The organism is Robiginitalea biformata HTCC2501, from assembly GCF_000024125.1.
GTDB classification, from domain to species: domain Bacteria; phylum Bacteroidota; class Bacteroidia; order Flavobacteriales; family Flavobacteriaceae; genus Robiginitalea; species Robiginitalea biformata.
On sequence record NC_013222.1, the window covers coordinates 1,233,125 to 1,258,468 of the forward strand.

24 protein-coding genes are annotated in these 25,344 nt (G+C 57.9%); 3 read left to right on the forward strand and 21 right to left on the reverse strand.

Going from position 1 to position 25,344, the window contains the following annotated elements; genetic code table 11:
* Positions 1-15: 15 nt before the first annotated feature.
* The 5 genes from RB2501_RS05445 to surE all read right to left on the reverse strand — a co-directional run bounded on the left by RB2501_RS05445 (position 16) and on the right by surE (position 4,888).
* The gene (locus tag RB2501_RS05445) at positions 16-2,049 is read right to left on the reverse strand and encodes a ComEC/Rec2 family competence protein (RefSeq protein ID WP_041327005.1); all 2,034 of its coding nucleotides are present in this window, start codon (positions 2,047-2,049) and stop codon (positions 16-18) included.
* A gap of 1 nt (position 2,050) precedes the next feature.
* Positions 2,051-2,629: a C40 family peptidase gene (locus tag RB2501_RS05450; RefSeq protein ID WP_015753760.1), complete on the reverse strand. Its 579-nt coding sequence runs from the start codon at positions 2,627-2,629 to the stop codon at positions 2,051-2,053.
* An 81-nt stretch (positions 2,630-2,710) separates the two neighbouring features.
* Complete coding sequence (gene lpxB / locus RB2501_RS05455) at positions 2,711-3,829, reverse strand: lipid-A-disaccharide synthase (RefSeq protein WP_015753761.1); 1,119 nt, start codon at positions 3,827-3,829, stop codon at positions 2,711-2,713.
* A 2-nt stretch (positions 3,830-3,831) separates the two neighbouring features.
* A complete protein-coding gene (locus RB2501_RS05460; RefSeq protein ID WP_015753762.1) occupies positions 3,832-4,116 on the reverse strand; it encodes a hypothetical protein in 285 nt (94 codons plus the stop codon).
* Entirely contained in the window at positions 4,109-4,888 is a 780-nt protein-coding gene (gene surE / locus RB2501_RS05465) for a 5'/3'-nucleotidase SurE (RefSeq protein WP_015753763.1), read from the reverse strand. Before surE ends, RB2501_RS05460 begins: the two co-directional genes overlap by 8 nt.
* A gap of 188 nt (positions 4,889-5,076) precedes the next feature.
* On the opposite strand from surE, the gene RB2501_RS05470 reads away from it, so the two are divergent.
* The gene (locus tag RB2501_RS05470; protein WP_015753764.1) at positions 5,077-7,200 is read left to right on the forward strand and encodes a carboxy terminal-processing peptidase; all 2,124 of its coding nucleotides are present in this window, start codon (positions 5,077-5,079) and stop codon (positions 7,198-7,200) included.
* A gap of 52 nt (positions 7,201-7,252) precedes the next feature.
* Here RB2501_RS05470 and msrA read toward each other — a convergent pair whose 3' ends face one another.
* Together msrA and msrB are read right to left on the reverse strand one after the other, a co-directional pair.
* On the reverse strand, positions 7,253-7,801 hold the full coding sequence (msrA, locus tag RB2501_RS05475) for a peptide-methionine (S)-S-oxide reductase MsrA (protein ID WP_015753765.1): 549 nt from the start codon (positions 7,799-7,801) through the stop codon (positions 7,253-7,255).
* Complete coding sequence (gene msrB, locus RB2501_RS05480) at positions 7,791-8,255, reverse strand: peptide-methionine (R)-S-oxide reductase MsrB (protein ID WP_015753766.1); 465 nt, start codon at positions 8,253-8,255, stop codon at positions 7,791-7,793. The genes msrA and msrB overlap by 11 nt, the downstream gene beginning before the upstream one ends.
* 105 nt (positions 8,256-8,360) lie before the next feature.
* Here msrB and RB2501_RS05485 point away from each other — a divergent pair, with 105 nt between their 5' ends.
* Positions 8,361-9,182, forward strand: a complete 822-nt coding sequence (locus RB2501_RS05485) for a DNA/RNA non-specific endonuclease (protein WP_015753767.1) — start codon at positions 8,361-8,363, stop codon at positions 9,180-9,182.
* Between the two features lie 36 nt (positions 9,183-9,218).
* On the opposite strand, the gene rodA is transcribed toward RB2501_RS05485, so the two are convergent.
* The 14 genes from rodA to miaB form a co-directional block, all read right to left on the reverse strand.
* Positions 9,219-10,502 (reverse strand): rod shape-determining protein RodA, encoded by a 1,284-nt coding sequence (gene rodA / locus RB2501_RS05490; protein WP_015753768.1) that lies wholly within the window; start codon positions 10,500-10,502, stop codon positions 9,219-9,221.
* Positions 10,492-12,360 carry a peptidoglycan D,D-transpeptidase FtsI family protein gene (locus RB2501_RS05495; RefSeq protein ID WP_015753769.1) on the reverse strand — a complete coding sequence of 623 codons (1,869 nt, stop codon included), beginning with the start codon at positions 12,358-12,360 and terminating at the stop codon, positions 10,492-10,494. The genes rodA and RB2501_RS05495 overlap by 11 nt, the downstream gene beginning before the upstream one ends.
* 57 nt (positions 12,361-12,417) lie before the next feature.
* Positions 12,418-12,924: a hypothetical protein gene (locus tag RB2501_RS05500; protein WP_015753770.1), complete on the reverse strand. Its 507-nt coding sequence runs from the start codon at positions 12,922-12,924 to the stop codon at positions 12,418-12,420.
* Complete coding sequence (mreC, locus tag RB2501_RS05505; RefSeq protein ID WP_015753771.1) at positions 12,914-13,732, reverse strand: rod shape-determining protein MreC; 819 nt, start codon at positions 13,730-13,732, stop codon at positions 12,914-12,916. Before mreC ends, RB2501_RS05500 begins: the two co-directional genes overlap by 11 nt.
* Positions 13,733-13,772: 40 nt before the next feature.
* Positions 13,773-14,801: a rod shape-determining protein gene (locus tag RB2501_RS05510; RefSeq protein ID WP_015753772.1), complete on the reverse strand. Its 1,029-nt coding sequence runs from the start codon at positions 14,799-14,801 to the stop codon at positions 13,773-13,775.
* A 58-nt stretch (positions 14,802-14,859) separates the two neighbouring features.
* On the reverse strand, positions 14,860-16,392 hold the full coding sequence (purH, locus tag RB2501_RS05515; protein WP_015753773.1) for a bifunctional phosphoribosylaminoimidazolecarboxamide formyltransferase/IMP cyclohydrolase: 1,533 nt from the start codon (positions 16,390-16,392) through the stop codon (positions 14,860-14,862).
* 126 nt (positions 16,393-16,518) lie between these two features.
* A complete protein-coding gene (locus RB2501_RS05520; protein WP_015753774.1) occupies positions 16,519-16,971 on the reverse strand; it encodes a GAF domain-containing protein in 453 nt (150 codons plus the stop codon).
* A gap of 114 nt (positions 16,972-17,085) precedes the next feature.
* Entirely contained in the window at positions 17,086-18,720 is a 1,635-nt protein-coding gene (gene groL, locus RB2501_RS05525; protein ID WP_015753775.1) for a chaperonin GroEL, read from the reverse strand.
* 68 nt (positions 18,721-18,788) lie between these two features.
* On the reverse strand, positions 18,789-19,067 hold the full coding sequence (locus RB2501_RS05530; RefSeq protein WP_015753776.1) for a co-chaperone GroES: 279 nt from the start codon (positions 19,065-19,067) through the stop codon (positions 18,789-18,791).
* Positions 19,068-19,207: 140 nt separating this feature from the next.
* Positions 19,208-19,570, reverse strand: coding sequence for a preprotein translocase subunit SecG (secG, locus tag RB2501_RS05535; RefSeq protein ID WP_015753777.1), 363 nt, complete (start codon positions 19,568-19,570; stop codon positions 19,208-19,210).
* The gene (locus RB2501_RS05540; protein ID WP_015753778.1) at positions 19,570-20,544 is read right to left on the reverse strand and encodes a hypothetical protein; all 975 of its coding nucleotides are present in this window, start codon (positions 20,542-20,544) and stop codon (positions 19,570-19,572) included. Before RB2501_RS05540 ends, secG begins: the two co-directional genes overlap by 1 nt.
* A gap of 3 nt (positions 20,545-20,547) precedes the next feature.
* Complete coding sequence (locus tag RB2501_RS05545) at positions 20,548-21,063, reverse strand: LptE family protein (RefSeq protein WP_015753779.1); 516 nt, start codon at positions 21,061-21,063, stop codon at positions 20,548-20,550.
* Between the two features lies 1 nt (position 21,064).
* Positions 21,065-22,330, reverse strand: coding sequence for a sigma 54-interacting transcriptional regulator (locus RB2501_RS05550; protein WP_015753780.1), 1,266 nt, complete (start codon positions 22,328-22,330; stop codon positions 21,065-21,067).
* 1 nt (position 22,331) lies between these two features.
* Positions 22,332-23,777, reverse strand: coding sequence for a tRNA (N6-isopentenyl adenosine(37)-C2)-methylthiotransferase MiaB (gene miaB, locus RB2501_RS05555; protein ID WP_015753781.1), 1,446 nt, complete (start codon positions 23,775-23,777; stop codon positions 22,332-22,334).
* A 152-nt stretch (positions 23,778-23,929) separates the two neighbouring features.
* Here miaB and RB2501_RS05560 point away from each other — a divergent pair, with 152 nt between their 5' ends.
* Positions 23,930-25,177 carry an LVIVD repeat-containing protein gene (locus tag RB2501_RS05560; protein WP_015753782.1) on the forward strand — a complete coding sequence of 416 codons (1,248 nt, stop codon included), beginning with the start codon at positions 23,930-23,932 and terminating at the stop codon, positions 25,175-25,177.
* Positions 25,178-25,344 lie beyond the last annotated feature (167 nt).

Genomic DNA, 25,344 nt, shown 5'->3' on the forward strand with positions numbered 1-25,344 from the left:
TTACCGGATGCTGCCTTACGGGATAGCGCTTCGGTACGCCCCATGCACCGCCGTGTTGTGGAAGGGGATTCCCCGCTTCCTGCAACTCGCTTCCCAGCGATTGATGGTACTCCGGTAATTGCTGCCGTCTGCAATGACCTGGCGGGGTTGTAAGTCGTCCAGGAGCTGCCCCGGGCGGACCGCGGGCGAACCGGTCAGCAGCACGATATGGGGTGGCGCCCCCGTACCCTGGTACCGCCCCGTACTGTCTACCACCCGCAGTCGCAGCCGGCCGATCTGAAACTGCGGGCAGAGGCTGTCCCCGAGTACCTGCCGGAGGCGTTCCCCGGTGGAGAAATCCGAGAGAAACCCCTCCCAGGCCTTTAGGTTGTTCGAAAAGATACGCGCTTGCGCCCCCTGCCGGAGTATCAGGGCGCTTTCCCCGAACCGGTGGGGGATGAGCCATTCCTGTTGTCGCCCGCTATGCCAGCCGGCCCCTACGCTGTAAACCTGCAGGGCCAGCAGCAGGGCCCCTGTTCGCTTCAGCCACCGCAGATCACGGCTGCGGGCCCATGTGCCCAGGGCAACCAGGGCGGCCAGGCTCAGGGCCAGTTGCACCCCGTCCCAGGGAATTTCCGTAATCAGAAAACCTTCCTGACCACCCACCCAGCGGACCACCCCGTTAAAGAGACCGAAGAAGCGGTCTGCACCCCAGGCCACCCAATCGGGCAAAGGGGAGTAGCTGGCCAGCCCCAGCAGGAGGAAACCGCTGGCGAGCACCACGCCCATGACGGGTATAAGCAACAGGTTGGACAACCAGAAAAGTGCGGGGAACTGGTGGAAATAATAGAGGCTCAGGGGGAGTACGCCGAGTTGGGCGGCCCCGCTGACGCAAAGCAGCTGGCCGATCTTCCTTCCCGCGCCGCGTTTCACCGGCCAGGACCTGTAGAGCCACGGGTAGAGGGACAGGATGGCCCAGACGGCCAGGAAACTCATTTGGAACCCGGCCTGGAACAGCCAGAGCGGCTCGATCAGCCCGAGCATCACCAGGGCTGCCAGGGCCAGGAAATGCAGGCTGTCTGCCTGCCGGTTGATCAGAAGTGCATAGGAGACGACGGAGCACATGACCGAGGCCCGAACTACAGAGGGCCCGAAACCGGCGAGGGCGGCATACCCCCACAGCATGCCGAGGCCCAGCAGGAAATGGGGCCGGCGCCCCCCGGGCAATCGGCGCAGCGGCCACAACAGCCAACTGCACAGGGCTGCCACCAGGCCCACATGCAACCCGGAGACGGCCAGCAGGTGAACCGCGCCGGCGCGCTGGTAGGCTCCGTAGAGGTCCTGGTCCAGGCCGGATCGGTCGCCGAGGATCAGGGCGCGGATCAGCCCGGCGACCTCCGGGTGGAAGCCCGCAGCTCCCAGGCTTTCGATCAGGCGGTGGCGGAGGCGGGCAACTGTTCGTCCAAGGCTACCCGCGCCCCGGGGGTTCGCCGGGAGTACACGGCTCCCGGCATCCGGCCGGAACCGCCCGTGGATTCCGCGGGTCCGCAAATAGGCGGCAAAGTCAAATTGGTGCGGGTTGCGGGCCGGAGGTACAGCTTCCGGTTTCCCATAGGCCAGCAGGGTGGCCGCGGGTTCCCACTTCGCGAGCGTGTCGGAAACAGGTACCTGCAAGAGGATCCGGCCGTGACAGGGCTTCCCGTCCCGGGCTACCACAGACCCTTCCCAGCGCTGGTAAAAGGCCGTAGGCCGCAGGGGTTCCCGGAGGCGGATTTTCCAGAGGCCGGGGGTTTCCCAATCGGCATGCACATAGTGCCCGGGTTGTTTTTCCGGCATCCGGCCGGTGGCCACCCACCCGCCAAAGCAGTAAAAGGCCAGGACGGCCAGACCCGGAAAAGCCGGCGGGGGCCAACGGTGTTTCAATATCCAGGCGGTAGATAGCAGGATCAGGGAGGTGCCCAGGAGGGTGGCGAAATCCGGGAGGGAATCGGGCTGAAAAAGCCTAGCAGTGACGATTCCCCCGCACATCCCAAGGGCCAGAGTGACCGATGGGGTGCGCCAGGCGTTCATTTCAGAAGACGCGGGTTGCTTTTACAAAGGCGTAATTCCAGAACCCTTCCCGGAGGGAGGATACAATGACCCCCCTGGAGGAGGTGGAGTGGATGAATTTCACATCGTCCCCTGCCACTTCCACAACAAGGCCCACGTGGTTGATTTTCCCACCCCGGCGGGTCGTTTTAAAAAAGAGCAGGTCGCCCTTTTGCAGCTGGGGTACCCGGACGCGGCGGCCCTGGTCGGCCATATCCCGGGAAACCCGGGGGAGCGGGACGTTGTGTTGCTGGAAGGCTACATAGAGCAGGCCGGAGCAGTCCATGCCCTTGCGGGTGGTGCCGCCATACCGGTACCGGGTTCCCGTATAGGAGAGCGCCGTGCGAACGACGGCTTCGGCGGGTTCCGCAGCCGGGAGGCCGGGTTCCGCTTCGCGGGAGAAATCCCCCGGGGGCTCTTCCTCATGGGCTGTACGCGGGGCGTTTTCCGCAGCGGTTACGGAAACGGAGGGCCGGTCTTCGGCGTAGGTCGTTTTCTTTTTGACTACGCCGCAGCTCCCGAGCAAAAAAGCCAAAAGGCCTGCGGTAACGAATTGCCTCATGCGGAAATAACGGGGTTTGGTACCACTAAATTATATAAAACCGCGGAATGCTTCCACTGCGGGGGGGAATCCGCCGGAAATCTAGGTCTCCCGGCTGAAATTTACAATCAGTTCGGCTGCCTGCACGCTGGCCCCCGGCCCGCCGAGTTTCTCGCGCAGTTGCCCATAGGCCTTTAATTGGCTTTCCCTGCCCGGGCCCTTCAGGATGTTCCTGAGGGCCGCGGCCAGTTTTTGCGGTTCCAGTTCATGCTGGATGAGTTCCGGGACCACTTCCCGGTCCATGATCAGGTTGACCAGGGAGATATATTCCAGTCGGATCAGCCGCCGGGCGATCTGGTAGGAAACCCACCCGCCTTTATAGCAGACCACCTGGGGGACCCCCAGCAAGGCGGTCTCCAGGGTGGCTGTACCGCTGGTGACCAGGGCGGCATGGGCGTGTTGGAGGAGCGGATAGGTCTGATCGCGGATCAGGGTGGCCCCGGTGGTCAGGTAGGGCTCGTATTGTTCCGCCTCCAGGCTCGGCGCCCCGGCAATTACACACTGGTAATCCGGGAATTCGGGAATGACGGCCATCATCACCGGGAGGATCTTCTCTATTTCCTGTTTCCGGCTGCCCGGAAGCAGCGCCAGGATCGGTCGTTCCGGGTCCAGGTTGTTCCGTTTTCGGAAGGCAGCCGGGTCGGGGTCGGGCAGCCCTTCCATCGCATCGATGAGCGGGTGGCCCACAAAATGCACCGGGATCCCGTGCTTCTCCTCGTAAAAGGGTTTTTCAAAAGGCAGGATCGCGTAGATATGGTCGATGTCCCTGCGGATCTTCTTTACCCGGCCTTCCCGGGAGGCCCATACCTGAGGGGCGATGTAGTAGTGCGTCCGGAAGCCGTTTTCCTTGGCCCAGCGTGCAATCCGGAGGTTGAATCCGGAGAAGTCGATGAAGATCAGCGCGTCGGGCCGGAACCGGGCAATGTCCTTTTTGCAGAATGCGATGTTCCGGAAAATGGCCGGCAGGTGCCGGAGCACTTCCAGAAAGCCCATAAAGGAGAGCTCCCGGTAATGGCGGACCAGCGTCCCGCCCGCCTGTTCCATGCGGTCGCCCCCCCAGCACCGGATATCCGCTTCGGGATCCCTGCCGCGGATACCGCGGATGAGGTTGGAACCGTGCAGGTCCCCGGAAGCTTCCCCTGCGATGATGTAATATTTCACGACTAGGATATCTTGTAATAGAGGATCACCAGGGCGGTGATTACCGTTGCCATCAGCACGCCGCGGGCGCGGTAATCGCGCCTCAGGCGCAGGAAGCCGAAAAATGCGGCCAGGTTCAGGATGGCCCCCAGGGCCAGCAGGCTGCCCACGTGCCCCTGTGCTACGGCAGCTTCATAGGTTTCAGTAATCCCGAGGTCCGAGAAGAGCAATATATAGAGCAGGACCCCCAGTACATTGGCGATGATCCCGACGGCAAATCCGATGGCTATTTCCTTGCGTTTATTCATAGAGTTTCCAGTTGCTGATGGGTTGGATGGCATGGTGGGCGGTGAGGTCGAATTGAACGGGGACCACGGAGACCAGGTCGTGGGCCAGGGCCCATTCGTCCGTATCTTCCCCCTTATCGAGCAATTCAAACTCGCCGGTAAGCCAGTAGTAGTCCTTGCCGTTTGGGTTCGTCCGTTTGTCGAAGCGCTCTTTCCAGTTGGCCCGGGCCTGCCGGCAAACCCGAATGCCCCTGGGCGGGACGCCGTTGGTTGCCGGGATATTCACATTGAGCACCACCCCGTCCGGGAGCCCGTTCTTCAGGGTTTCCGCTGCAATGGTTTTAACCGCTTCCGCACAGGGCTTAAAATCGGCTTCCCAGGAGTAATCGCAAAGCGAAAAGCCGATGGCCGGCACCCCTTCGATCCCCGCCTCGATGGCCGCACTCATCGTGCCGGAATAGATGACATTGATGGAACTGTTAGACCCGTGGTTGATCCCGCTGACGCAGAGGTCGGGCCTGCGGGGCAGGATTTCCTGCAGGGCGAGCTTGACGCAATCGGCCGGGGTCCCGCTGCAGCTGAACTCCCTGGGAGCCCCCGCTTCCCGGTCGATCACCACTTTTTTGGAATAGAGCGTATTGTCCAGGGTGATGGCATGCCCCATACCGGATTGCGGGCTGTCCGGGGCTACAACCACTACCTCGCCCAGGCCGCTCATATACCGGATGAGGTGGCGCAGGCCGGGGGCCGTGATTCCATCGTCATTGGTTACTAATATGAGCGGTTTGGGCATGGACTATACTTTATCTGGCAAAAATACGTTTTTCAAACATAGAACTCCCAGCACCCCCGTTAACAAAAAATTAGCGGCGCGCATCCTGACTGGCATGGTTTTTTCTGTATCTTAGGGAGTTCAATGACCGAAAAAACGGGGGGTTGTGCATTTTCCATGCCTTTTCCCCGGTAAAAAAAATGACATAGATGAAAAGGAATTTCCTGCTTGCTTTCCTGGTTCCCCTGATTGCAGTTGCATCCTGTAGTTTTACCAGTAAATCTTTTGAATCGGACGACAAGGACAAACTACTCCTGGACCTGATTACCTACGTACTCGAAAAAGGGCATTACGAGCCCAAAGACATCAATGACGACTTCTCGGTGAGCGTCTACGAGGATTTTATCGACGTACTCGACCCTACAAAACGCTACTTCCTGGAGTCGGACATCGCGGAATTCGAACAGTATAAATTCCAGATAGACGACCAGATAAAGAATACGGACATCAGCTTTTTTAACCTGGTGTACCAGCGGCTCATGGAGCGCATGCAGGATGCCCGCAACATGTACGGGGAACTGCTGGACGAGCCCTTCGATTTTACGGCGGACGAATCCATTGAAATCGACTACGACAAGCAGGAATACGCAGCTTCGGAGGCGGAGATGCGGGAGCGTTGGAGAAAGCAGCTGAAATATGCGGCCATCGGCACCTACGATTCAAAAATCAGCCTGAGTGCCGAGGCGGGTGACGGTGAAGGTGCGATTTCGCCCGAGGAGGCCGAGAAGGAAGCCCGGGAATCCACCCGCCAGACCCTGGACGAATATTTCGACTTTGTTGAAGACCTGGAACGCAAGGACTGGTTTGTACAATACCTCAATACGATCGTGGACGAATTCGATCCGCACACCTATTACTTCGCCCCGGAAGACAAAGAGCGTTTCGACGTCAGCATGTCCGGGAAGTTCGAGGGGATCGGGGCCCGGTTGCAGCAAAAGCCCGAAGGGGCCAAGATTGTGGAGATCATCTCCGGCGGGCCGGTCTGGAGGGACCAGCGCCTGGAAGTGGGGGATGAAATCCTCAAGGTAGGCCAGAAAGACGAGCCCCCGGTGAATATCGTCGGCATGCGCCTGGACGATGCCATCAAACTCATCAAGGGCCCGAAAGGGACCGAAGTGGTGTTAACCGTAAGGAAAGTGGACGGCACTGTGGAAGAAGTGACCCTGGTACGGGATGTGGTGGAACTGGAAGAATCCTTTGCCAAGTCTTCTACCGTCATCAAAGACAACCGGAAGTACGGCCTGATCAACCTGCCGAAGTTCTATGTGGATTTTGAGGATTACAACGAGCGGAACGCGGCCACCGATGTCGCCCGCGAAATTGAGCGTCTCAAGGAAGAAGGGGTGGAAGGCCTCGTGCTGGACCTCCGCGACAACGGCGGCGGCTCCCTGAAGACCGTGGTGGAAATGGCCGGCCTGTTTATTAAGGATGGCCCCATTGTACAGGTGCGCTCTTCTGCCCGCGACAAAGAAATTTATGAGGACCGGGACGAACGGATCCAGTGGGACGGCCCCCTGGTGATCCTGGTGAACGAATTATCGGCCTCTGCCTCCGAAATACTGGCAGCTGCCATGCAGGATTACAAGCGGGCCGTGGTGATCGGCAGCAAACAGACCTTCGGCAAGGGGACCGTTCAGAACGTAATCCCCCTGGAAAACATCGTCCGCAGCAACGAGCACGGCGACCTGGGGGCCATTAAGCTGACCACCCAGAAATTCTACCGCATCAACGGCGGCTCCACCCAGTTGGAAGGCGTCAAGAGCGACGTGGTGGTTCCGGACCGCTACAGCTACATCGACCTGGGCGAACGCGACCAGCAGAATCCGCTCAAGTGGGATAAGATCAGCCCGGCCAATTACGAACCCTGGGAGGGGTATATCGATTACGAGGAAACCATTGCCCGTTCGGCGGCGCGTATGGCAGCTCACCCGCAGATTGCCCTAATCGAGGAAAACGCCCGTTGGCTGAAGGAACAGCAGGAAGAAACCGTGGTGCCCCTCAGCATCGCGGACTACCGCAAGCGGGAAGAGAAAAACAAGGAGCGTTCCCAGTATTTCCGCAATAATATGAAATACGACTCCAAGCTCACCTTCAGTTCACTGAAATACGAGCAGGAGCTCTTTACCCAGGATTCCGTGCTTCGCGAAAAACGCGATCGCTGGCACCAGAACCTCGCCCGGGACGTCTACGTGGAGGAGGCCATCAATGTGCTGGAAGACCTCAAGTTGAACCACTTCAAGAAGGATAAACTGGCCAGTCGCCTGGACGACTGATGCAGTTGATAAATAAGAAGAAGCCCCGGTGCATGGCGCGCCGGGGCTTTTTTTATGCCGGGTTTTTGAGCCGGGAGGCAAAAAGATCCCGCAGTTTCCGCATTTTCGGGTCGATGACTACCCGGCAATAACCCAGCTCGGGGTTCCGCCGGTAGAAATCCTGGTGTTCCGGATCTGCTTCGTAGAAATTGGAAAGGGGAGAGACCTCCGTGACGATTGGGTCGTCGAAGTACTGCTGCATTTCGGCAATCACTTCCCGTGCCACTTGTTCCTGTTCGGCATCGTGGAAGAAGACCACGGAGCGGTACTGGGTTCCCCGGTCGGCCCCCTGCCGGTTCAGGGTTGTCGGGTCGTGGGTGCTGAGGAAGACCACCAGCAGGTCCCGGAAGGATATTTCCTCCGGGTTAAAACGGACCCGGACAACTTCGGCATGCCCCGTCAGGCCGGAGCACACTTCCCGGTACGTCGGTTTTCCGGGGACCGTCCCGCCGCTGTAGCCGGATACTACCGATTCCACCCCCCGCAATTCCTGGAATACCGCCTCGATACACCAGAAACATCCGGCACCCAGCGTGGCTTCCTGCAACGATTTAGTCGGCATCACCAGCTGATTTATCCAGCTCTAAAGCCAGGGAATTGATGCAGTACCGCAAGCCGCTGGGGGGCGGCCCGTCAGGAAACACGTGCCCAAGGTGCGCCTCGCAGGTGTTGCAACGCGCCTCCACCCGGACCATGCCAAAAGAGGTGTCCCGGATATACCGTACGGCATGCTCCTGCACCGGCTGGGTAAAACTCGGCCAGCCCGTCCCGGAATCAAACTTGATGGTGGAGTCGAAAAGCGGGGTGCCGCAACAAACACAACGGTACATACCCGGGTCATGGGCCGTGCAGAGTTCTCCGGAATGGGGTGCCTCGGTCCCATGCGCCCGGGTAATCCGGTACTGTTCCGGCGTCAGTTGCGCTTTCCACTCGGCATCCGATTTTACGACGCTGCGGTCCGGTTCCGGGTTGCCTTTGGTGGCGAAATGGATGATGTCTTTCCAGGTAAGTGCCATGTATGCTTTGTATTTGATAGTTGCAGGTGCCCGAATTGGTCGGAATCGGACGGATTCCCTTACGCCCGTACAGCCTGAAGCTGCAAATTACCCTAAATTTGGTGCATGTCCCTGACCCAACGGCAAAAAAACCGGCTGATCTATTCCGGGTTGATGCTCCTGTGCCTGGTGGGCTTCTGGTGGTTCGAGAATTTCTACACCGAAGATCCGTATCCATCCCCACCCGGGAGCGCCACGGCCCCGGCATTCCGGGAAGCCTGGCTTCCTTCGGGGGCAAACGGGGAGCGCATCCGCCACGACCATTACCTGCTGGAATACGCCGAAAGCTACGAACAGGCGGCCTGGGTGGCCTATGTCCTGGATCCGTCCCACCTGACGGATGACGACCGGGACCGCCCGTATTTTGTAGAGGACCCGGAGGTTTCCACCCATTCGGCCGACTGGCGGAATTACCGGGGTTCCGGGTACGACCGCGGCCACCTGTGCCCGGCCGGAGACCGGCGCTATTCCCTGGCGGCGTACAACCAAACCTTTTATACGAGCAATATCAGTCCGCAAAACCGGGAATTCAATGCCGGGACATGGAATGAACTGGAGATGCAGGTACGCCGCTGGTGCCGTCGCTACGGCCGGTTATACGTCCTGACGGCCGGGGTGCTGGAACCCGGCTTGGACCGGATTGGCGAAGAAGGGGTGGCGGTGCCGCGCAGTTTTTATAAAATTGTGGCCCGCGAGGGGTCGGACGGCCCGGTTGTGGTCGCCTTTTTAATGCCCAATCAGCCCCTTGAGGGCCCGTTGCAGAAATTTACGGTCCCGGTAGACCGCATCGAAGCGATTACCGGACTCGATTTCTTCCAGGGGCTCCCGCCGGAATTGCAGGAAAGCCTTGAATCGCGTATGGGTGCAAAAGATTGGGAATTCCGGTAACAGCGGGGTTTCCACGCCGTAAAACACCCGGGCCACTCAGGACCACTCCTTGAGCCGATTGGCGTCGAGCCGGAGGAAAATAAACAACAGGATGGTGAATCCGATGAGCCCGGACCCCCCGTAGCTGAAAAACGGCAGGGGGATCCCGATGGTTGGCAGCACCCCGATCACCATGCCGATATTGATAAAATAGTGGATCAGCAGGATGGAGATCACCCCGTAGCCGTACATCCGGCTAAAGGGGTTTTTCTGTCGTTCCGACAAGTAGACCAGCCGCAACAGCAGGATGGTGAAGAGGATCACCACTGTGGCCGTGCCGATAAAGCCCCATTCCTCGCCTACCGTGGTGAAAATATAATCGGTGTGCTGTTCAGGAACGAAATCGCCCTTGGTCCGGGTGCCCTCCAGGAACCCCTTCCCGAAAAACCCGCCGGATTCGATGGCCTTCTCGGACTGGTACGTATTGTAACCGATGGTTTTTCGGATTTCCTCGAGTTTGTCGGGGTCTTTTTCCAGGCGCAACCAGAGGCTGAAACGGTCGCGGTGCCGTTGTTCGAACACGTTCTCAAAAACGAAGTTTACGGAGAGGGACAGGACGATGGCGGCTGCATAGACGCCAACCAGCGGGAAGACCGGTACCTTCAGAGACGGCTTTTTCACCATGAAGAACCCGATGATCAGCAATGCCAGGCCGATAGCCACCCACACGGTGCCGAACATGAGCGTGCAGACAAATACGAGGATGGCTGCCAGGGCCAGGCCCAGGTAGCCGAGCGGCAGGCCCTCCCGGAACAAAACAAAGACGAGGGAGAAGAATACCAGGGCGCTTCCGGGGTCGGGTTGCGGGATAATCAGCAGGGCCGGGATGGCGATGATCAACAGGGCAAACAACTGGTGCCTGCGCTGCTTGATGTCCGTCTGGATATCGCTCAGGTATTTGGCCAGGGCCAGGGCGGTGGCGGCCTTGGCGAGTTCGGAAGGCTGCAGGTTGAAGAAGCCCAGGTTGTACCAGGAGGTGGCGCCGGCAATGGTTTTTCCAAACACGAACAGGCCCAGGAGCAGTACCAGGGAGACCACATAGAATACGCTGGAGAACCGTTCGTAAAAACTGGCCTCCAGGGCCATGATAACGGGGATGATTCCCAGGGAGAGGAGGATAAAGACCATTTGCTTGCCGTACAACTGGCCCATATCGAAAATCGAGCTCTCGGTTTCGTTAAATGTGCTGGAATAGATGTTCACCCAGCCGATGGCCACCAGGAGCAGGAACAGGAACACCGTCAGCCAGTCTACCCTCCGGAGGGCCCCGCTACCAGACATATTCGTTGATCTCAAATTCCTCCCCGCTGTACGGCTTGGCGTATTCGTGCTCCAGCGTCTTCTCGAGCATCCGTTTTTCCAGGTCCGTCCGGCTGATTTCGCCCTTGAGGTATTTTTCGATCAGCAGGGAGGCGATGTGGCCGGCATAGCGCGCCCCGTAGTACCCGTGTTCAATGTAGACAGCCAGGGCAATTTTTGGATTGTCCACCGGGGCAAAGGCGACGAAAATGGAGTGGTCGGTGAGCTGGGTCCGCACCCCGTCTATTTTTGTGTAGTTCTCTACAGTCCCGGTTTTCCCGGCAATGTCCACCCCCGGGATTCTCAGCCATTTGGCCGTGCCTTTTTCGTAGACGTCTGCCATCCCCCGGATCACCGGTTCAAAATGCTGGGGGTCGATTGTCGTGTAATGTTTTTCGGTGAATTTCGGGATATCGATGGACTGCCCCCCCACTTCCTTGATCAGATGGGGCGTGTAAAACCAGCCGCGATTCGCAATGGCCGCGGTCATGTTGGCCAGTTGGATGGGCGTGGCAGCTACCTCGCCCTGCCCGATGGAGTTGGAAATGATATAGGTGGAACTCCACCTTCCGTCCCCGTACACCCGGTCGTAGTATTCCTTGTTGGGAATCCGTCCCCTCGCCCCGGTGGGGAGGTCGTACCCCAAAAAGTCCCCGAGGCCGAAGCTCCTCATATGCTTCTCCCAGACGTCCATGGCGGCATCCGTGGTTTCGAAATTGTCGTAGAATTTCCGGAAGGTCCCCGCAAAATAGGCGTTGCAGGATTTGTAGATGCCGCTATTCATCGTCCGCAGGCCACCCCCGCAGTGGCACCCCCGCAACTTGTTTCCCACGTAAAAGCCGTTGTAGCACCGGAAGGTGGTTTCCGGGGAAATCACCCCTTCCTGCAAGGCGACCAGCGCATTGAGGGTCTTAAACGGCGACCCGGGCGAGGGTTGCGCCAGGATGGCCCGGTCCCAGGTAGGCTTGGAGATGGTGTCGTAATGCAGGGCGCTGTAATTCTTGGAGCGCTCCCGTCCCACCAACAGGGCGGGGTCGTAGGTAGGCCCGGAAATCAGGGCCAGGACTTCGCCCGTGGCGGGTTCGATGGCGACGATGCCGCCCCGCTTGCCGTTCATCAGGCGTTCCCCGTATTCCTGCAACTGCTTGTCCAGGGTAATGCGGATTTCCGTACCAGGCTGGGGCAGCGTATCCAGCGCCCCGTCCTTGTAAGGGCCGATCTCCCGGTTAAACCGGTCTTTCTGGATGACTTTTACGCCTTTACGGCCGCGCAGGATTTCCTCGTATTGTTTCTCGATGCCGGTCCGCCCCGTGAGTTCGCCCTGTTCGTAATACGGGTTCTTTTGCAGGTCCCATTCGTTGACCTCGCTGATATACCCGAGTACATTGGCCGCAGCCTTTGTCCGATAGTCCCTCAGGGAGCGCTTCTCGATGTAGAACCCCTTGTATTTCCGCATCTTTTCCTGCAGCCCGGCATAGTCCTCCTTAGACAACTGGGGCACCATTACCGAGGGCAGGCGGGGAGAGTACACCCGGGCCTTTTCCAGCTGGGAGACAAACCGATCCCGGTCGATTCCCAGCAGGGAGCAGAATTCCAGGGTATCCAGGGGCTCCACCTCCCGGGGGATCACCATCACGTCATACGCGGGCTGGTTGGCCACCAAAAGCTCGCCGTTCCGGTCGTAGATGTAGCCCCGTTCCGGGTAGTCGTATACCACCTTGATGGCCGGGTCTTCCAGGATCTGGTCCGGGGAAAAACGGAAAAGCTGCAAATAGGACAGCCTGCCGATAAAAGTCAGCCCGATCAGGATAATGATGGAAGACAGAACCAGCTTCTTCATCTTCGGCGGATGCGGTTATTAATTAGTATCTATTGCGGGTGGCAGCGAGGTTTCGGATCACTCCCTTCGGATGGCAAACAAAGTTGCCAGCAACACCGAGAACACGAACGTGCTGAGCCCCGTGAGAACCACCCGTTTCAAAATTAACAGCAAATTCGACAAACTAAAAATTTCGAACGCAAAGAATACCAGGTGGTGTACCACTACCAATAACGCTAAAAACGTGAATTGTTGTACCCGGGTGGAGTTGGAAAGGCGGAAATTCTGGAATTCCATGTTGACCCCGAAAACAAACCGCATGAGCGGATATCGGAGGAAGGCCGTTGTCAGGGCGGCAATCGTATGCAGGGCCATGGTGTCCGAGAACAGGTCTACCGCAAAGCCCAGCAGGAAGGCGGCCAGTACGAGCGTGGTGCGGTTTTCCCGGACGGGGTACCAGTAGAGGAACAGGACATAGACCATCGGATTGACATACCCGAAGAGGTTCATGCGGTTAAAGACCAGTACCTGGACCAGGACCAGCGCAATGAATCGGATACCGGTAAGCAGGTAGTTATAAGTCATTGGCCACGTCGGATTCCAGTTGGAGGATTTCATCCCGATCCCGGTTGCGGATCAGGTAGACTTGTTTCAGGTTGGTCATGTCGTTGAACAGCCGGACGTCAATCTGGTAAAAGCTCTGCGATTCGGTCAGGGAGAATGCCTCGATGGTGCCGATCGGGATGTTTTCCGGGAAGATACTCGACATGGCCCCGGTGACAATCGTATCCCCTTCGCGAAGCGGCACCAAACGGGGGATGTCCTCGAGTTGCACGAGTTGGTAATCCCGGCCGTCCCAGGTCAGCGAGCCAAAGTAATCCGTCCCGGCGATCTTGGCGTTGATATTCGATTTGGCGTTGAGGATACTCTGCACCGAGGCGTAGTTCCTGCTGGCTTTTTCCACAATCCCGAGGATGCCCCGGGAGGTGATCACCCCCATGTCCTGGGAGACGCTGTCCGAGCGCCCCTTGTCGATGGTGATGTAGTTGTTCGCCTCGGAATAGCTGTTTTTGATGATGGAGGCAGTCATCACCTGATAGTGTAATTCGGCAGTATCCAATTCCATGGAATCCCGGGTTTCGGAATTGAACAACAGCATGCGCAACCTGCGGTTCTCCTCCAGGAGCTTGTCGTTCTCCTGCTCCAGCCCAAAGTAATCCGTCACGGAGTTGGAGGCATTGTAAACCGACCCGGTGAGCCAGTTGGCCGAGTTGAAGTATCGGGAACGGTGCAGGGCGTTGTTTTGAACGGTTAGCAAAAGGGCTACAGCCAGCAGGAACAGGTAAAGCAGGGAGGATCGGTTCCGGAGGATGAAATTGATTATCCGCTGCATGCTGCTTTATTGAACTGCCGGGGCCCGGCCCCGGCCCGTTTTATTTGATGAGGATGCTCTTGTAGCGCTCCAGGTTTTTCAGGGCGATCCCGGTGCCCCGGACCACGGCGCGGAGCGGGTCCTCAGCAATGTAGACCGGCAGGTCCGTTTTCTGGGAAAGCCGCCGGTCGAGCCCGCGGAGCATCGAACCGCCACCTGCCAGGTAGATCCCGGTGTTGTAGATATCCGCCGCCAGCTCGGGCGGGGTTTGCGACAGGGTTTCCATCACGGCGTCTTCCACACGCAGGATCGACTTGTCGAGCGCCTTGGCGATTTCCCGGTAGGAAATCGACACCTGTTTGGGTTTCCCGGTCAGCAGGTCGCGGCCCTGTACGGACATCTCGTCCGGGGGCGACTGCAGGTCTTCCGTAGCCGACCCGATTTGGATTTTAATGTTCTCGGCCGTGCTCTCCCCCACATAGAGGTTGTGCTGCGTCCGCATGTAATAGATAATGTCGTTGGTAAAGACGTCCCCGGCAATTTTAACCGATTTGTCGCAGACGATCCCCCCGAGGGCAATCACGGCAATTTCGGTGGTCCCCCCTCCGATGTCGACGATCATGTTCCCCTTGGGCTGCATGATATCCAGTCCGATCCCGATGGCAGCCGCCATGGGCTCATGGATCAGGTAGACCTCCTTGCCGTTGACCCGCTCGGCGGATTCTTTGACGGCGCGCATCTCCACTTCGGTAATCCCCGACGGGATACAGATAACCATGCGCAGGGCAGGCGGGAACCATTTCTTCTTCAGGGCCGGGATGTTCTTGATGAACATATTGATCATCTTCTCCGAGGCGTCAAAATCGGCGATAACCCCGTCCTTGAGCGGCCGGATGGTCTTGATGTTCTCATGGGTTTTCCCCTGCATCATGTTCGCCTCTCGGCCCACTGCGATGATTTTCCCGGAAATCCGGTCCCGGGCCACGATGGAGGGGCTGTCCACCACCACCTTGTCGTCGTGTATGATCAGGGTGTTGGCGGTACCGAGGTCAATGGCTATTTCCTCGGTCAAGAAATCAAAAAAACCCATTGGCTAGCTGTTTGGTTTCCCGTCGAACGGGCAAATTTTATCGATAAAAGTAGTAAAATTAATGCTTAAAATGACGCGTGCCGGTCATTACCATCGCAATTCCATTTTCGTTGCAATAATCGATACTCAACTGGTCCTTGATTGAGCCCCCCGGCTGGATCACGGCAGTTACCCCGGCCTTCCCGGCAATTTCCACACAATCCGGGAACGGGAAGAAGGCATCGCTGGCCATCACGGCCCCCTGGAGGTCAAAGCCAAAGCTGCCAGCCTTGTGGATGGCCTGGTTCAGGGCGTCCACGCGGGAAGTCTGGCCGGTTCCGCTGGCGCAGAGTTGCCGGTTTTTTGCCAGGACAATTGTATTGGACTTCGTATGCTTGCAGATGCGGGATGCAAAAAGCAAATCGTCCAGCTCGGAGGAGGTGGGGCGTTTCCCGGTTACGTAGTCCAGGTCTTCGGCCTGGTCGGTTTTGGAATCTTTCTCCTGGTAGAGGATGCCGTTCAGGCAGGTGCGGACCTGGCCTTCAGGCAGCGGCAGGGGTTTCTGAACCAGGAGGATCCGGTTTTTCTTCCCTTTCAGGATGGCCAGGGCATCCGCATCAAACGCGGGGGCGATGACCACTTCGCAGAAGAGTTCGTGGACCTGGGTGGCCGTGTCGGCATCCATCGGGCGGTTGCAGATGAGGATGCCCCCGAAGGCGGATACGGGGTCGCCTGCCAGGGCATCCCGGTAGGCATCGCTGAGCGTGTCCCGGGTGGCCAGGCCGCAGGCGTTGTTGTGTTTCAGGATCGCAAAGGTGGGGTCGTCTTCCCGGAATTCCTCCATCAGGTTCACCGCTGCATCGATATCCAGGAGGTTGTTGTAGGAGAGTGCCTTGCCGTGCAGCTGGTCAAAGAGGGCCTCGAAATCCCCGTAAAAAATGCCCTGTTGGTGCGGGTTTTCCCCATAGCGCAAAACGCGCCCTTCCGGGACGCTGATTTTCAGGGATTGCTTCCCCGCCTCCCGGTTGAAGTAATTGAAGATGGCCGTATCGTAATGGGAAGAAACCTGAAACGCGTTGGCTGCAAAGGCCTGCCGTTGTTCCAGGGTAGTGGTTCCGCTGCCTTCCTCGAGCACCTCCAGCAGGGGGGCGTAATCGGACATGGCCGACACGCAGAGAACGTCTTTGTAGTTTTTGGCGGCCGCCCGGATGAGCGAGATGCCCCCGATGTCGATTTTTTCGATGATCTCCTGGCGGGAGCCCCCGTCGGCAACTGTTTTTTCGAATGGATAGAGGTCCACGATCACGATGTCCATCCGGGGAATCTCATACTGTTCCAGTTGCTCCCTGTCCGATTCGAGTTCGCGCCTGCCGAGGATGCCTCCGAAGACTTTCGGGTGGAGCGTTTTAACCCGGCCGCCGAGGATGGAGGGGTAGCCTGTGACATCTTCTACAGCCGTAACGGGGATGCCCAGTTTCCGGATAAATGCCTCAGTGCCGCCCGTGGAATACAGGGCGATGCCGAGTTCGTGCAATTTGCGGACCACGGGTTCGAGCCCGTCCTTGTGAAAAACCGAGACCAGGGCCGAAGCCGCTTTTCGGGAAGTACTCATCTGTGCTGGATTATAAGGGTTTAGGTGAGCAAAAGTACGTTCTTTGCCTTGAACATGCCGGCCGGTTTATCAACAAAACCGGGAAAGTTTTAAAGAATGCGCAAGCCTCCGGGGCCAGCGAAGGCCTCACAGGATCTTGGATACTTCCGCACAGATCGTTTCCAGGAATTTTTCGTCTTCCGGGCCAAAGGGGTCCGGGGTGTGGGAATCGATATCGATCTGCCCGATATTTTCCCCGTCCACAAAGATGGGCACGACGATTTCCGCCTTAACATGGATGCTGCAGGCGATATAGTTGTCCTGGGCGCCGACGTCCGGCACCACGAAATTTTCGTTGCTCAGGGCTACCTGCCCGCAAATCCCCTTGCCAAAAGGGATGATCGTATGGTCCGTAGGGTCCCCTGCATAGGGGCCCAGTTTCAGTTCGGGCCGGTCCCCGTTCCGGAAGTAGAAGCCCACCCAGTCGTAGTGCGGGACGCGGTCCTGCAGCAGGTCGCAGACTCCTTGCAAACGGGCTATCGGGGGTTGATTTGTATCCCGGAGGATTTCCAGGGCATCTTGCAATAGGGATTCGTTCATTGGGCTTGCTGATTAAAGGCCGACAAGTTACAAAATCGGGTATAAAAAAACCGGCAGATCGGGCTGCCGGTTTTTGTGAATTCCCAAAGGGGAATGGTTTCAGTCGGAAACGGGTTACATCATGCCGGGCATGCCGCCGCCTCCGCCCATGGGCGGTCCGGCAGGGGCGTCCTCCTTGATGTCCGTCAGGGCGCATTCGGTGGTCAGGATCATGCCTGCAACCGATGCGGCATTTTCCAGGGCAATACGCGTCACCTTCTTGGGATCGATGATCCCGGCCTTCATCATTTCCACGTATTTCTCGCTCTTGGCGTCGTAGCCAAAGTCTCCTTTCCCCTCGTGTACCTTGGCAACTACCACGGAGCCTTCGCCCCCGGCGTTTTCCACGATGGTGCGAAGCGGGGACTCGATGGCCCGGGCGACAATCTGCAGCCCGGTGGCTTCGTCGGCGTTTTCGGTTTTCACCTTGGACAGTACCGAAAAGGCGCGTACCAGGGCAACGCCCCCACCGGCGACAATGCCTTCCTCAACGGCGGCACGGGTGGCGTGCAACGCGTCGTCCACACGGTCCTTCTTCTCTTTCATCTCCACTTCGGAAGCGGCCCCTACGTAGAGGACGGCCACCCCGCCGGCCAGTTTGGCCAGGCGTTCCTGCAGTTTCTCGCGGTCGTAGTCCGAGGTAGTGGTCTCGATCTGCGATTTGATCTGGTTGACACGGGCCTTGATGTCCTTGGCAGAACCGGAACCGTTGACAATCGTCGTATTGTCCTTGTCAATGGAGACCTTTTCGCAGGTGCCGAGCATATCCAGGCTGGCGTTTTCAAGGGTGAAGCCGCGCTCCTCAGAGATTACGGTTCCGCCCGTCAATATGGCGATATCTTCCAGCATGGCTTTGCGGCGGTCGCCGAATCCGGGAGCCTTCACAGCGGCGATCTTCAGGCTGCCGCGCAGTTTGTTGACCACCAGGGTGGCCAGGGCTTCCCCATCCACATCCTCTGCGATGATCAGCAGGGGCTTTCCGGACTGTGCTACCGGTTCCAGCACGGGCAGCAGGTCCTTCATGGTGGAAATCTTCTTGTCAAAGAGCAGGATGTACGGGTTGTCCAGCTCGGAGATCATCTTCTCGGAGTCCGTTACGAAATACGGGGAGAGGTATCCGCGGTCGAATTGCATTCCCTCTACCACGTCCACATACGTGTCGGTTCCTTTGGCCTCCTCAACGGTAATCACCCCTTCCTTGCCAACTTTGTTGAACGCCTCGGCGATCAGTTCCCCGATCGTCTCGTCGTTGTTGGAGGAAATGGCGGCTACCTGCTTGATCTTTTCGCTGGAGTCGCCTACTTTTTTGGCTTGCTTGGCAAGGTTCTCGACGATTGCCTCTACGGCCTTGTCAATACCGCGCTTGAGGTCCATGGGGTTGGCGCCGGCTGCCACGTTCTTGAGGCCTTCCTTGACGATGGATTGTGCCAGGACAGTGGCAGTAGTGGTTCCGTCGCCTGCCAGGTCATTGGTTTTGGAGGCAACCTCCTTGACCATCTGGGCACCCATGTTCTCCAGGGCATCTTCCAGTTCGATTTCCTTAGCTACGGTAACCCCGTCCTTGGTGACCACCGGGGCCCCGAAGGATTTGCTGATGATTACGTTCCGGCCTTTTGGCCCGAGGGTTACTTTAACGGCGTTGGCCAGGGCGTCTACCCCGCGCTTCAGCCCGTCCCTTGCTTCAATATCAAAAGTTATGTCTTTTGCCATAATGCGAATGTTGATTTTTGGATTCAGCCGGAGTCGGCCCCGCGGGCCGGCCGGCCGTGGTGTTTAATTTATATGATTGCTAAAATATCGCTCTCGCGCATCATGAGGTAGTCGGCCCCGTCGAATTTCAGCTCGGTGCCGGAGTACTTGCCGTACAATACGGTGTCGCCCACCGAAACGGTCATTTTTTCGTCCTTGGTGCCCGGGCCTACCGCAACGACTTTGCCTTTCTGCGGTTTTTCCTTTGCCGTGTCCGGGATAATGATCCCCGAGGCCGTCTTGGTTTCGGCTTCCATGGGTGCTACAAGGACCCGGTCCGCCAGTGGTTTGATGTTTACTTTAGCCATATTGATCGATTTTTTAGATTTTAAGTTTCGCCCTTCCACAGGGCAGAAATTGTGCCATGCGGCAAAAACTGACAGTTTGTGAAATGAAAAATGCCAGCTTGTCATACAAACTGGCATTTCCCATAGTTTCGGGTGTGTTTTTACTGTAGCGTATCGAGCGGGCTGGCAGGTTCGCCGGCCGGCGCTTCGGGGATGGACTCCAGGTCCCCCTCGGGTACAGCTTCAATGCCGTCTTCCTGCAGGAGTCTCGATTCGGCCTCCTGGAAATTGGTTTTCAGGGTCACATTGGAGAGCAGGATCAGGACGATCAGGACCGTCGCCAGCGTCCAGGTACTCTTGTCCAGGAAGTCGCCGGTTTTCTTGACCCCGCCAACCACCTGGTTCCCGCCACCGCCAAAGGAGGAGGAGAGGCCCCCGCCTTTCGGGTTCTGTACCATGATCACCAGCATCAGCAGCAGGCAGACGATAATGATCAGGACCAGGAATATGGAAAATGTGCTCATTATTTCTTGGGTTTATCTTTCCGCAGTTTTTCCACCGCTTTAATTTGGTCCGCAAAGAAACCACTTTTTTCCGGATATTTCAAACTTAAGATCCGGTAGGCCTGTATCGCTTTTTTGTGCTTTCCCTGTTCCAGGTAAACCCGGGCCAGGGTCTCGGTCATCAGCTCTTCCTTGTCGATTTTAACGGACTGGGAAATGTTTACTTTTTCCGCTTCGGCGGCTGCCTGCGGGACGATTTTCGGGTTGTCCCGGATAAAGCGGTCTATCCGGTCGAATTTCTGTTTCCGCGACGCGTCTTCAGCCGGTTTCGGGTCGGGATTCGCCGGCGACGCGGCGTCACCCCCCGGGGCTTTGGACGCTGCGTCCTCATCCCCTGCAGCGGGGGTAGTTGGCTCTTTGCGCTTGCCGGGCCCCAGGCTGGTGATCTGCAGCCACTCCGAGAAGGAATAGCGCTCTCCCTTGTGAAAGTCCAGGGGGCGGCCCATCCCCAGTTTTTCACGGGCCGCTACCCGATCGGCCTCCAGTTCCCTGTCTACCTCCGGGTCTTTGGAGCGGAAGAGTTTCGGGTCGAGGATTTGTTCGGCTTCCGCGGTGGACCGGGGTAGTGCCCCGTCTTCCCCCTCGTCCACCATCCCGGCATCCCTTCCGGGTTCAGGGGCCACCTCCTCGGATTCGATTTCCCGATCCGACAGGGAAGTCTTGCCCGAAATCGCATCCGCAATTTCATTTTGCAGGAAGGCTTCGGAAGTGATGAAATCGAAGAGTACTTCCCGGTCGGCCGTACAGGCAGCCGTGACTTTCAGGGCCTGGTTGTATTTGTAGCTGTTGAGGTTCCGCAGCCCCTTGAGGTGGAGGGCCCGGGCCGCCTGGAACCAGGGGTAGGTTTTCAGGACTTCTTCGAGCTGCCGGGTCTGGACGGGGGTTTTTAATTTCCCGGGTTGCTGCAGCAGGTATGTGAAATCGGGTACTTGCATCTCCTACCAGTTAGCGAGGGATCGGGTGAATATGTCCTGGTTGATCCGCTCAAAGATCTCCTGGTGGGCGGCGTCCCGGATGCTGGCCAGCTGGGTGGCAGCCGGGTAATCGTAGAAGAAGGAAAACCGCTGTTCAAAGTCCACGTTGTCTTTGGTTCGGTTGAAAAAGCGCACGTTGACGGTCATCGTCAGCCGGTTTTGGGCAGCGCGTTGCTCCGCAGTGGCAGACATGGGCTGCACGCGGTACTCGACGATTTCCCCCTCGTAAACCAAATCGGCATTGGAGCCTACCAGGTCCAGGTTGGTCTGGTTGAGGATCAGGTCCTGGAGGGAAAGCGTGTAGTCCCGGTCGAGGCCCGGGTGGAAAACCGACCCGGGGCTCTGGGTGGCGTAATTCTGGAAATAGTTCACCTGAAAAGTCTCCGCTTCGCCGACGTCCCCCCCGGTAAAGGAGTAGGCCCCGCAACCCAAAAGTACCAGGGCCAGGAGGGCCAGGCCAAATTGCTTCATCCGCTTCATGCTAGAGGTCGTATTGCTTGATCTTGCGGTAGAGGGTCCGCTCGGAAATCCCCAGTTCGGCAGCCGCGGCTTTGCGCTTGCCTTTGTTCCGCTCCAGGGATTTTGCGATCAGTTCGATTTCCTTTTCCTGTAAAGATAGGGTTTCTTCCTCTTCGATTTCCTCCGCAAAATGGTACTTGTCCTGGGGTGGGGCGGCAGGGGGTGTGCGCTCGGGTTCCTGGCCGGCAGGGGGCAGGATGGCCACGGCGGTTTCCTCATCCAGGATCTCCCCGTCCTCGGACCCGTAAATCTTGCGGATCAGTTGTTCCTGTTCTTCCTGGACTTTTTCACTGTTGTCGTGTTTGAGCATTTCCAGGGTGAGCTTCTTCAGGTCGTTCAGGTCCGACTTCATGTCAAAGAGTACCTTGTAGAGGATTTCCCGCTCGTTGGAGAAGTCGCCTTCGCGCCGCCGTTGTTCCACCACGGCCGGAAGCCGGCTCCCGCCGGATTCGGGCAGGTAGGACCGGAGCGTCTCCGCCGACACGGAGCGGTCTTTCTCCAAAACGGAAATCTGCTCGGCGATATTCCGGAGCTGCCGGATGTTTCCCGGCCAGCGGTAGTTCTCCAGTACGGGCACGGCGTCGTCTTCCAGGCGGATGGTCGGCATCTTGTATTTCTGCCCGAAATCCGAGGCGAATTTCCGGAACAGCAGGTGGATGTCGTTCCGGCGGTCGCGCAGGGCGGGGATATGGATTTCCACGGTGCTCAGCCGGTAGAACAGGTCTTCGCGGAACTTTTCCTTTTCGATGGCTTCCCGCATATTCATATTGGTCGCGGCCACAATCCGCACGTCCGTGGTCTGGACCCGGGAAGACCCCACTTTCAGGAATTCCCCGTTCTCCAACACCCGCAGCAGCCGCACCTGGGTGGTCAGCGGCAGTTCGCCTACCTCGTCCAGGAAAATCGTCCCCCCGTCGGCCACTTCAAAGTAGCCGCTCCGGGTCTGGGTGGCCCCGGTAAACGCCCCTTTCTCGTGCCCGAAGAGTTCGCTGTCTATGGTGCCTTCGGGGATGGCCCCGCAGTTTACCGCAATATACTTGGCGTGCTTGCGGTGGGAGAGCGAATGGATGATCTTGGGGATGGATTCCTTTCCCACCCCGCTTTCGCCCGTGACCAGCACGGAGATATCCGTGGGGGCAACCTGGATCGCTTTTTCCAGGGCCCGGTTGAGCTTTACATCGTTGCCGATCAGCTCAAAACGCTGTTTGATGGCTTGTACGTTCTCCATTTCAGTTCATATTGGAATAACCGGTTGCCGTACCCAGGAGCGTGGCCGAAGTGCAATCCTCGATTCGCACATTGACGAATTCGCCCACCCGGTAGTTTTCTTTCGGGAAAACCACCACGGTATTCTGGGTATTCCGCCCCATCCAATGGGCATCCGATTTGCGGGAGGGGCCTTCGATAAGCACTTCCTCCACGCGGCCGATATGCGCCTGGTTGCGCTCCAGGCTGTGCGCCTGCTGCTTGTCGATGATTTCCCGCAGTCGCCGTTTCTTCACCGCATCGGGGACGTCGTCCGCCATTTTCCGGGCTGCCAGCGTTCCGGGCCGCTCCGAATAGGCAAACATGAAGCCGAAGTCGTATTTTACATAGTCCATCAGGGACAGGGTCTGCTGGTGGTCTTCCTCCGTTTCCGTCGGGAAGCCGGCAATCATGTCCTGGCTGATGCCGCAATCCGGGATGAGCCGCCGGATATTGTCGATAAGCCCGAAATATTCCTCCCGGGTATGCAAACGGTTCATGGCTTTCAGGATCCGGTCGCTACCGCTTTGCACGGGCAGGTGGATATAGTTGCAGATATTGTCGAAGCGGGCCATCGTCTCAATGACGTCCAGGGTCATATCCTGGGGGTTCGATGTCGAAAAGCGGAACCGCATGCCCGGGTAGGCCGTGGCGGCCATCTCCAGCAACCCGGCAAAATTCACGGCTGTGGCTTGCTGCATGGGGCTCGCCTTGTCAAAATCCTTTTTGAGGCCCCCTCCGTACCAGAGGTAACTGTCTACGTTCTGCCCCAACAGGGTCACCTCCTTATAGCCATTGGCCCACAAATCCCCGACCTCCCGGAGGATGGATTGCGGATCCCGGCTGCGTTCCCGGCCGCGAGTAAACGGGACCACGCAGAACGTGCACATGTTGTCGCACCCCCGGGTGATGGAAACAAAGGCGGTAACCCCGTTGCTGCCCAGGCGGACCGGCGATACATCCGCATAGGTTTCCTCTTTGGAGAGGATGACATTTACGGCGTTCTGCCCGCTGTCTACTTCCCGCACCAGGTTGGGGAGGTCCTTGTAGGCATCCGGGCCCACCACCATGTCCACGATCTTTTCCTCCTCCAGGAACTGGCTCTTCAGCCGTTCGGCCATACAGCCGAGCACCCCCACCTTGACGCCGGGGTTGCTCTTTTTCAGGCCGTTGAAGTGGACGAGCCGCTTGCGGACGGTTTGTTCGGCCTTTTCCCGGATGGAGCAGGTATTGACCAGGATCAGGTCTGCTTCCTCCAGGCGGCTGGTCGTATTGAATCCTTCCTGGCCCAGGATGGACGCGACGATTTCGCTGTCCGAAAAATTCATCTGGCAGCCGTAACTCTCGATATACAGTTTGCGGGCATTCCCATCCTTGCCCCGCATTTCCAGGGCCGTTCCCTGTTCCGCTTCATTTATTGTCTTTTCCATGCATCTGAATTTCCTTCTCACCGGAAGGGCAGCAAAGATACTAGGAACTTGGGAATATGACAATTTGGCAGCGTTTAAAATTTCCTAAAAAAACGCAACCTGAAACGCCCCTGCGTATCTTTGGGATAACAGCCCTTTAAACCAATTGCCCGATGAAAACCTCCCGCCTCCTTCTGATCCTGGCAGGCTTCCTCCTGCTGAATTCCTGTGAAAAAGACAATGATTCCGAATTCGCCGACTACCTGGTGGCCACCCCGCTGACGATGTCCGTGGAACAGTTCGAAGCGGCGGTGGACATCTTCCCGCCCCAACCCCTGACAGTTTCCGGAAAAATCTACGCCTTCGGCGACCGGATCTTCGTCAACGAACCCTTCAAGGGAGTCCACCTGATCGACAACCGGGACCCCTTGGCCCCCCGGAAGACCGGGTTTATCAATATTCCCGGGAATGTCGATATCGCCGTCAGGGACAACTACCTGTTTGCCGACAGCCTCTCGGACCTGGTGGTGCTCGACATTTCCAACCCGGACAACATCCGTCCGGTGGCCCGGTTAAAGGGCGTCCTGCAGGACCACGTGCCCTGGCCGTTTGAGGCAGACATCGTGGAGTACGACGGTTGGAATGCCCAGGATGAGATCCTGGTGGGTTGGGAAATGCGGACTGAGCGGCTGTCGGTTTCCGAGGTCGAAGGCAGGAACCGGGGGCAGGTAGATTTCCTGGAAGCGGCCGCGGACAATGCCTCCGGGACCGGACAGGGCGGTTCCCTAGCGCGGTTCAAGATCGTTGAAGACTTCCTTTACGCCGTGGACAGCCACACCATTAATGTATTCGATATTTCCAACCTCGAAGCGCCGGTGGCCGGGGACGATGTATTTGCAGGGTTCGATATCGAGACCATTTTTAACCGGGGGGACCACCTCTTTCTGGGCAGTATGCGCGGGATGTACATTTTCGATATTTCCAACCCTGCAGCTCCGGCCTTCGTCTCAGAATTCCAGCACGGCACGGCCTGCGACCCGGTGGTGGTGGACGGGGACTACGCCTTTGTAACCCTGCGGGGCGGGAATGGCTGCGGTGCCACGGAAAGCGGTTTGTTTATTGTGGACATCAGCGATATCCACACCCCCGAGCTCCTCATCAGCTATCCGATGGACGAGCCGTACGGCCTGGGTATCCGGGGCGAGCAGCTTTTTATTTGTGACGGGGCCTCCGGCCTGAAAGTCTACGACAAGTCCAACGTGACGGACCTGCAGCAACTGGCCGTATTCGACGATGTGAATCCGTACGATGTGATCCCGCTCGAGGACCACCTGCTGATGGTGGGGGAGGGATTGCTCAGCCAATACCGCTACACGGAAGCGGGCCTCGAATTCCTCAGCGCGCTGACCCTGGCTGATTGAGAGTACCCTATCGCTCTGTGCCCGGAAACGATGACGTTTCGCAAATGATTTACCTCTCCTGTTCGCCCCGGAGTTGCTTCCCGAATTGTTCGGCAAACTGGTAACCGAACCTATAGGGAGGGTAAACAGCTGCAGCTTTACTGGGGCAACTCTAACAAGATATAATA

Bases quoted from the DNA above. Each gene is read 5' to 3' on its own strand.
- RB2501_RS05445 (WP_041327005.1), bottom strand. From the start codon at position 2,049: ATGAACGCCTGGCGCACCCCATCGGTCACTCTGGCCCTTGGGATGTGC.
- RB2501_RS05450 (WP_015753760.1), bottom strand. From the start codon at position 2,629: ATGAGGCAATTCGTTACCGCAGGCCTTTTGGCTTTTTTGCTCGGGAGC.
- RB2501_RS05460 (WP_015753762.1), bottom strand. From the start codon at position 4,116: ATGAATAAACGCAAGGAAATAGCCATCGGATTTGCCGTCGGGATCATC.
- surE (WP_015753763.1), bottom strand. From the start codon at position 4,888: ATGCCCAAACCGCTCATATTAGTAACCAATGACGATGGAATCACGGCC.
- RB2501_RS05470 (WP_015753764.1), top strand. From the start codon at position 5,077: ATGAAAAGGAATTTCCTGCTTGCTTTCCTGGTTCCCCTGATTGCAGTT.
- msrA (WP_015753765.1), bottom strand. From the start codon at position 7,801: ATGCCGACTAAATCGTTGCAGGAAGCCACGCTGGGTGCCGGATGTTTC.
- msrB (WP_015753766.1), bottom strand. From the start codon at position 8,255: ATGGCACTTACCTGGAAAGACATCATCCATTTCGCCACCAAAGGCAAC.
- RB2501_RS05485 (WP_015753767.1), top strand. From the start codon at position 8,361: ATGTCCCTGACCCAACGGCAAAAAAACCGGCTGATCTATTCCGGGTTG.
- rodA (WP_015753768.1), bottom strand. From the start codon at position 10,502: ATGTCTGGTAGCGGGGCCCTCCGGAGGGTAGACTGGCTGACGGTGTTC.
- RB2501_RS05495 (WP_015753769.1), bottom strand. From the start codon at position 12,360: ATGAAGAAGCTGGTTCTGTCTTCCATCATTATCCTGATCGGGCTGACT.
- RB2501_RS05500 (WP_015753770.1), bottom strand. From the start codon at position 12,924: ATGACTTATAACTACCTGCTTACCGGTATCCGATTCATTGCGCTGGTC.
- mreC (WP_015753771.1), bottom strand. From the start codon at position 13,732: ATGCAGCGGATAATCAATTTCATCCTCCGGAACCGATCCTCCCTGCTT.
- RB2501_RS05510 (WP_015753772.1), bottom strand. From the start codon at position 14,801: ATGGGTTTTTTTGATTTCTTGACCGAGGAAATAGCCATTGACCTCGGT.
- purH (WP_015753773.1), bottom strand. From the start codon at position 16,392: ATGAGTACTTCCCGAAAAGCGGCTTCGGCCCTGGTCTCGGTTTTTCAC.
- RB2501_RS05520 (WP_015753774.1), bottom strand. From the start codon at position 16,971: ATGAACGAATCCCTATTGCAAGATGCCCTGGAAATCCTCCGGGATACA.
- groL (WP_015753775.1), bottom strand. From the start codon at position 18,720: ATGGCAAAAGACATAACTTTTGATATTGAAGCAAGGGACGGGCTGAAG.
- RB2501_RS05530 (WP_015753776.1), bottom strand. From the start codon at position 19,067: ATGGCTAAAGTAAACATCAAACCACTGGCGGACCGGGTCCTTGTAGCA.
- secG (WP_015753777.1), bottom strand. From the start codon at position 19,570: ATGAGCACATTTTCCATATTCCTGGTCCTGATCATTATCGTCTGCCTG.
- RB2501_RS05540 (WP_015753778.1), bottom strand. From the start codon at position 20,544: ATGCAAGTACCCGATTTCACATACCTGCTGCAGCAACCCGGGAAATTA.
- RB2501_RS05545 (WP_015753779.1), bottom strand. From the start codon at position 21,063: ATGAAGCGGATGAAGCAATTTGGCCTGGCCCTCCTGGCCCTGGTACTT.
- RB2501_RS05550 (WP_015753780.1), bottom strand. From the start codon at position 22,330: ATGGAGAACGTACAAGCCATCAAACAGCGTTTTGAGCTGATCGGCAAC.
- miaB (WP_015753781.1), bottom strand. From the start codon at position 23,777: ATGGAAAAGACAATAAATGAAGCGGAACAGGGAACGGCCCTGGAAATG.
- RB2501_RS05560 (WP_015753782.1), top strand. From the start codon at position 23,930: ATGAAAACCTCCCGCCTCCTTCTGATCCTGGCAGGCTTCCTCCTGCTG.